Source organism: Stenotrophomonas sp. CFBP8980 (genome assembly GCF_034046095.1).
GTDB lineage: Bacteria > Pseudomonadota > Gammaproteobacteria > Xanthomonadales > Xanthomonadaceae > Stenotrophomonas > Stenotrophomonas lacuserhaii.
The window spans coordinates 534,152-540,464 of sequence record NZ_JAXCXF010000001.1 but is presented as its reverse complement, the minus strand read 5'-3'; the positions used below and the strand labels follow the sequence as shown (position 1 = coordinate 540,464).

At 67.1% G+C, this 6,313-nt stretch carries 6 protein-coding genes; 1 reads left to right on the top strand and 5 read right to left on the bottom strand.

What is annotated here, in order from left to right; all coding sequences use genetic code 11:
- Positions 1-8: 8 nt before the first annotated feature.
- The gene (locus SOM47_RS02545) at positions 9-2,102 is read right to left on the bottom strand and encodes a hypothetical protein (RefSeq protein ID WP_320504660.1); all 2,094 of its coding nucleotides are present in this window, start codon (positions 2,100-2,102) and stop codon (positions 9-11) included.
- 375 nt (positions 2,103-2,477) lie between these two features.
- Here SOM47_RS02545 and SOM47_RS02540 point away from each other — a divergent pair, with 375 nt between their 5' ends.
- A complete protein-coding gene (locus tag SOM47_RS02540; protein ID WP_080335052.1) occupies positions 2,478-2,840 on the top strand; it encodes a helix-turn-helix domain-containing protein in 363 nt (120 codons plus the stop codon).
- A 110-nt stretch (positions 2,841-2,950) separates the two neighbouring features.
- On the opposite strand, the gene ung is transcribed toward SOM47_RS02540, so the two are convergent.
- From ung to ftsE, 4 genes are read right to left on the bottom strand one after another with little or no spacing between them, the layout of a single operon-like run.
- Entirely contained in the window at positions 2,951-3,652 is a 702-nt protein-coding gene (gene ung / locus SOM47_RS02535; RefSeq protein WP_197974447.1) for a uracil-DNA glycosylase, read from the bottom strand.
- Positions 3,652-4,491, bottom strand: a complete 840-nt coding sequence (locus SOM47_RS02530) for a response regulator (protein WP_042612686.1) — start codon at positions 4,489-4,491, stop codon at positions 3,652-3,654. The genes ung and SOM47_RS02530 overlap by 1 nt, the downstream gene beginning before the upstream one ends.
- Positions 4,492-4,501: 10 nt before the next feature.
- The gene (ftsX, locus tag SOM47_RS02525; protein WP_320504659.1) at positions 4,502-5,476 is read right to left on the bottom strand and encodes a permease-like cell division protein FtsX; all 975 of its coding nucleotides are present in this window, start codon (positions 5,474-5,476) and stop codon (positions 4,502-4,504) included.
- The gene (ftsE, locus tag SOM47_RS02520) at positions 5,473-6,159 is read right to left on the bottom strand and encodes a cell division ATP-binding protein FtsE (RefSeq protein ID WP_042612688.1); all 687 of its coding nucleotides are present in this window, start codon (positions 6,157-6,159) and stop codon (positions 5,473-5,475) included. The genes ftsX and ftsE overlap by 4 nt, the downstream gene beginning before the upstream one ends.
- Positions 6,160-6,313: the final 154 nt, after the last annotated feature.

Sequence of the window (6,313 nt, the reverse complement as noted above, 5' to 3'; positions counted from 1 at the left end):
ACCTGCCGCTAGTACGCGGCGGGATTGCTGCTGAACACCACCGGCACGCTGATCGTGGCGCTACCGCCGTTGAGCAGGTCCACGCCGACGCTGATGCCGGTGCCGCCCACCGCCCCGCCACTGGCCGCCGCGCAGGCGCTGCCCGCGCTGGCACTGCAGGTCCACGCAGCGCTCAGCGTCGCGCCGTTGGGCAACGTGTCGTTGACCACCGCGGCGGTGACCGCATCCGGCCCCGCGTTGCTGACCACCAGGGTGTAGGTGCTGGCCCCGCCGGGCGTGTAGCTGCCGCTGCCGTCGGTCTTGGTGATGGAAAGATCGGCCTGGCGGGTGCGGTTGACGATGCGGCAGACCAGCGCCACCGGCGTGGCGGTGACTGCCGGCGCCTGCAGGTTGAAGCTGTTCCCGGTACCGGAGCTGATCACCGTCCCGTCCTGGTTCGTGCATTGCCAGGTGCTGGCGTAGCGCTCCAGCACCGTGCCGGCGGCCGCGGTTTCAGCCATCGCATAGGTGCCGCCGGCCACCGTCACCACCGCCGCGGTGGCGCCGTTGTTGCCGACATTCGCCGCCGACCCGACCACGCTGCCGTTGTAGTTGATGGCCAGGTTGAAGCGGCCGGTGTCGCTGCTCGGCTGCAGTTCCTTGACCAGCTGCAGGGTGGCCGCGCAGGCCTGGGTCACGCCTTCGACAGTGAATACTGCCTGGCCGATGCGGATGCCGAGCAGCCCAAGCAGGTTGTCGACCACCCCGCCCAGCAGCGTGGTCAATACCGGCGTCACCAGCGTGTTGACCGCCGTGCGGATCGGCTGCAGCAGCGTGTTCACCAGCGTGTTGACCAGGTCGGCCACGGGCAGCGGCAACGGCAGCGCGCCCAGCAGGGTGACCGTGGGGTTGCCGCTGGTGACCTGGATGTTGAGCGAGTTGACCAGTGTGGACACCATCGTCGCCGCACTGACGGTGCCGGCCGACAAGGTGCGTGTCTGTGGATACGGGCCGGTGAAGCTGGCCGCCTGCAGGCCCGGCGTTGCCGTGGCGAATCCGCGGATGCTGACCGCCAACGGGACCGAGACATCGGCGACGGGAATGTTCAGCAACGTGGTGACCCGCACGGTGACGTTGAGCGAGGTCAGCGTGGCGGGCGTCAGCGCGCTTTCGGTCAGCACGGTGGAGCGGTTGAAGAACGTCGCGTCGCTGATCTGGCCGACGTACAGGTTCACCAGTCCGGGGCGCGCCTGCAGGGTGACCGCATTGCCGACCAGGTTGACTGCCGAGATCGTGCCTTCGGCGCGGGCGATGTCCGCGTACACCTGCAGGTGCAGCACGCTGGCGCTGATGTTGGCGTTGGATACTCTCACCAGGCCGAGCACGTTGAGGTTGTTCAGCAGGCCGGTGAGCGCGGCGGTGTTGAGTCCCTGCGCCAGGTCCAGGTCCAGCTTGACCCGGATCGCAGAACTGTGGAACGCGCTGCCGAGCGGGCCGCAGGTGTACACGGGGGGTTCCACCACCTGCAGCCACAGGCGCACGTTGGCCACGCCGGTCAGGCCGAGTGCTGCGGTGTTGACCGTGATCGGCGTCGGCGTGGTCAACACGTTGCTGAAGTTGTACAGCTGCACGCTGCCGGTCAGCAGGTCCAGCACGTTGAGCCGCACGGTGGTGAGTGAGCCGGTGGGCAGGGCGATCTGCAGCAGGTCACCGAGGCGGATGCTGCCGGTGGCGCCGGCCACGCCCAGCGGCAGGGCGTTGAGGATGTTGGCGGCCAGCGCCTGGTTGTCGGCCTGCAGCACCGCCACCATCGCTGCGCGCAGCGTGCCCAGGCTGATGGCGGTATTCAACACCTGGCCGGGATCGCTGACCTCCACCCCGCCGTTGAGCTGGGTGATCAGTGCGTTGAGGTTGAGATTGGCGCCGGCCAGGCTGTTCCAGTCGGCGGCGGTGAGATTCAGCGTGGTGCCCGGCAGCAGCGCGCCGAACAGCAGATTGAGGATCGGGCTCTGGGTGGAATCGACCGAAGCCAGCCGAGGGCCGGCGCTGACGCAGGCGCCTGCGGTACAGGCCGATGTGCCTTGCGCATGGGCCCTGCCGATGCAGGACAGCGCGATCAACATGACGGCGATCACAAAAATATGCCGCCCTAATGACGATATTTTCACGCCATTCACATCAACCATTCCCGTGCTCCGTGCAGTTTCCAGCGGCAGCACCACGCCCCGGCGGCGGAATGAATCCGTCACCTGAACAAACTCGATACTGGCCAGTTATTCCCGGGATTACGTTTAAGCCCGGTTCGAGCTGATTAATACGGGGCGCAGGAAAACCGTCAAACACGACCGCGTGAAAGTGGAGGGTAGTATTGCTGGCCTGTAGTCCAGGGGAAGGCCGGCACGGTTGCTACGGATGCGCAGGACAGCGTTTCTGTACAGCCGGAAAAAGAATCGCTTCCCGGTAAGCGCTGCTTACCAAGACATGGAGAGGGGTGCTGAATGAAGGACATGTGCGACAGAATCCGACGCTCGCGATTGACCGCCGGACTATCTCAATCGCAGTTGGCACAGGAGACCGGTGTAAACCGCAGCGCCGTTGCGCAATGGGAGCGCCAGGGTGGGACGTCTCCAAGTGTGACCCATTTGGCGAAAATAGCGGTTGTGACGCAGGTTTATTTTGAATGGTTGGCGACGGGCAGAGGACCGGGACGTCCGGAAGACGGAATCGACCTGCCGCTGCCGGAACCAAAACCCGATGTCGGTCGTCATCCACATGAAACCGAGATTCTCTGCCTGCTGCGTCGAATGACGCCGCGTAAACGCCAGGTGGCGAGGGCGATCATCGAAATGCTGGAGGATTGAGTCTGGGTGGCTGACCGGTAGCGCCGAGCCATGCTCGGCGAGCGCAGCGGGAAAGGCAAAGGCGGGACGACCAACGGTCGTCACCCACCCTCTCCGTTCGTCACCCACCGTTACCCTGCCGGTGGCAGCGACCAGTCGATCGGCGTCTGTCCCCGGCGCTGCAGGTACTCGTTGGCCGCGGAGAAATGACCGCAGCCGAGGAAGCCGCGGTGGGCGGACAGCGGTGAGGGATGCGGCGCCTTCAATACCCGATGGCGCTGGGTGTCGATGACCTTGCCCTTCTGCTGCGCGTAGCTGCCCCACAGCAGGAACACCAGGCCTTCGCGTTCGCGGTTGAGCGCTTCCACCACGTGGTCGGTGAAGCCTTCCCAGCCGCGCTTCTGGTGCGCCCCGGCACTGCCCTCTTCCACCGTCAGTACCGCGTTCAGCAGCAGCACGCCCTGCCGCGCCCAAGGCAGCAGGCAGCCATGGTCCGGCCGCGGGATACCAAGGTCGCGCTCGATTTCCTTGTAGATGTTCAACAGTGACGGCGGCACCGGCACGCCGGGCTGCACCGAGAAACTCAGCCCATGCGCCTGGCCGCGACCGTGGTACGGATCCTGCCCCAGGATCACCACCTTGGTGGCATCGAAAGGGGTGGCATCGAAGGCGGCGAAGATCTGCGGGCCGGGCGGGAACACGTTCGCGCCGCTGGCCTTGCGCTGGCGCAGGAAGCTGGACAGCTCGCGCATCTGCGGTTGCAGCAGCCAATCGCCGACATGTGCTTTCCAGCTTGGTTCGAGCTGGATGGAAGGAGGTACTGCTTCGTTCATCACACCACGGATCTTGGATTCAATCGGGACAGGCGCAGCTGGAACAGGACCTTGGTCACCAGCAGGCGCTCTTCGATCGGCTTCAGCACCAGGTCGTTGGCACCGGCCTGCAACAGCGCGGTCTGGTTGAGCGGATTGCCGTCACCGGTCATCACCAGCACCGGCAGGCGGCGCTTGCCGTAGCCGAAGTCCACCCGCACCCGTTCCACCAGGTCACGTCCGCTGAGCTCACCTTTGAGCGTCACGTCGGTGAGCACCAGGTCGATGCGGTGCTGGTTGCGGCCCAGCGACTCGGCGGTCAGCAGGGTCACGGCCTCTTCGGCAGTCATCACGTGCAGCACGTTGAGCTGCTGGCGCTCGAGCATCCGCTTGGTGGCCTCGGCCACTACCCGGCTGTCTTCCACGTACAGCAGCGTGGCGCCGGGAATGATCGCCGGCTGCACGTAGCCGCGGATGAAAGCGGCCAGCGCTTCATGGCCCAGCGACTTGTCGAAGTAATCGGTGACGTAGTCGGTGAAGCGGCGTTGTTCCAGATGCGACTGGGCATCGCCTGAGACCACGATCACCGGCACGTAGGCCTGCCCCGCCGATTCGCGCACGGTCCTGGCCAGCGCCAGGCCGTCGCCGTCGGGCAACGACAGCGAGGTGGTCACCAGGTTGACCGGCCCGTCCGCCAAGGCCTGTCGTGCCTCTGCGATGCTCGCGCAACCGACCACCTGCACGCCGGGGAGGTCGCGCTGCAGCACGTCGGCGATCAGCTTGCGGACCAGCCGCGAGCCGTCGACCACCATGACCCGGGTGGCATCATCGTGCAGATGCTTCAGTGCTTGCGGCTGCATGCGGAAGGGCTCAGGTCTCGGTGGGGCGCGTCTGGCGCAGGAAATGTCCGGTGACCAGCCATGCACCCAGCCAGCCCACCAGCACGATGGCCAGCAGCACGACCGACGAATGCAGCAGGTCCAGCCCCTTCAGCGCGAAGGGACTGGCGTAGCTTTGCGACAACTGGGCAAGCGGCCCGGCCAGTGCGGCGCCGGCGCCGGCGATCAGACCCAGCGCCACCAGCCCCGCGCCCAGGCCGTACCACGCGCCAAGGTACAGGAACGGGCGCCGGATGAAGCCATCGCTGGCACCCAGCAGCTGCAGCACGCCGATCTCTTCGCGGCGCGCCTGGATGTCCAGCCGCACCGTGTTGCCCACCACCAGCACCGCGCCGAGGCCGAGCAGCAACGACAGCACCTGCACCAGCCGTGCACCGAAGGCCAGCCAGCCGTCCAGGCGGGTGCGCCACAGCGCATCGTGCTGCACCAGGTCGGCCTGCGGCAGCGTGCCCAGCGCACGTGCCAGGCGCGCATCGTCGGCCTTCTCGGCCGGCGTCACCACCAGCAGGCTGGGCAGCGGATTGGACTGCAGCGCGTCGATCGCCTCGCCGAGGCCGGCGTTTCCGCGAAGTTCTTCCAGGCCCTGTTCCGGCGTGCGCAGGGTCACCGCGGCGACGTCATCGCGCGCGCGCAGCTCGGTGGCCAGGGCATCCGCACTGGCACCGTCCAGTTCGGCCTTGAGGAACAGATTGATGTCGCGCGACTGCTGCACGCTGCCGGTGAAGTGCTTGAGGTTGTCCAGCGCGATCGACAGGCCCAGCGGCAGTGCCAGCGCCAGCGCCATGACCATCACCGTCAGCAGCGTGGCCCACGGTTTGCGGAAAGCGCGGCCCAGGCTGAACACCACGCTGTGCAGGTGGTGCTGCCACCAGATGCCCAGCTTCGAAGGCGCCGCCGCCGGGGCGTTGGCATTGCGCTCGGGCGCGGGAGTGGATTCGGTGCTCATTCGGCCAGGTCCTGCGGCGAGATGTCGTCCACCAGGCGACCATGGTCGAGGATCAGCACGCGCTTGCGCATGCGCCGCAGCAGGGCCAGGTCATGGCTGACCACCAGCACGCTGGTGCCACGCGCGGGCAGCTCGGCGAACAGCGCCATGATTTCCGCAGCCAGGGTCGGGTCGAGGTTGCCGGTCGGTTCGTCGGCCACCAGCAGGCGCGGCTCACCGATGATGGCGCGGGCGATGCCCACGCGCTGCTGTTCGCCGGCAGACAGCTGCGAAGGCAGGGCCTTTTCGCGGTGCCCCAGGCCCATGCGCTCCAGCACCGAACGTACACGCTTGCCGATGTCGGCACGGCGGGTGCCGCGCAGGATCAGCGGCAGCGCCACGTTCTCGGAAATGCTGCGATCCATCAGCAGGCGGTGGTCCTGGTAGACGGCGCCCACCTCGCGCCGATGCCGTGGCACGTCGCCGCCGCGCACCTTCAGCAGGTTGCGCTCGTTGAACACCACCGCGCCGCGGCTGGGCCGCTCGTCAAGGTGGATCAGTTTCAACAGGGTGCTCTTGCCCGCGCCGGAATGGCCGGTGACGAACACCATCTCGCCCGGTGCCACGTCAAAGCTGACATCGGTCAGCGCCTCGTGACCACCGGCGTACTGTTTGCTTACGTTGTCGAACCGCAGGACGCTCATCCCCTGATTATGCAGGAGCGGCGCGGCGGATCGGTAGCGCCGGGCCCTGCCCGGCGAAAACCTTCCGGCATCGCGGCCGGGTCAGGCCCCGCAGCGAGGCAGAACGGAGAGACCGCCGCCCCCGGAGTCCGGGGGCAGCGCCGCAGGCGCGGGG

Bases quoted from the DNA above. Each gene is read 5' to 3' on its own strand.
- SOM47_RS02545 (WP_320504660.1), bottom strand. From the start codon at position 2,102: ATGTTGATCGCGCTGTCCTGCATCGGCAGGGCCCATGCGCAAGGCACA.
- SOM47_RS02540 (WP_080335052.1), top strand. From the start codon at position 2,478: ATGAAGGACATGTGCGACAGAATCCGACGCTCGCGATTGACCGCCGGA.
- ung (WP_197974447.1), bottom strand. From the start codon at position 3,652: ATGAACGAAGCAGTACCTCCTTCCATCCAGCTCGAACCAAGCTGGAAA.
- SOM47_RS02530 (WP_042612686.1), bottom strand. From the start codon at position 4,491: ATGCAGCCGCAAGCACTGAAGCATCTGCACGATGATGCCACCCGGGTC.
- ftsX (WP_320504659.1), bottom strand. From the start codon at position 5,476: ATGAGCACCGAATCCACTCCCGCGCCCGAGCGCAATGCCAACGCCCCG.
- ftsE (WP_042612688.1), bottom strand. From the start codon at position 6,159: ATGAGCGTCCTGCGGTTCGACAACGTAAGCAAACAGTACGCCGGTGGT.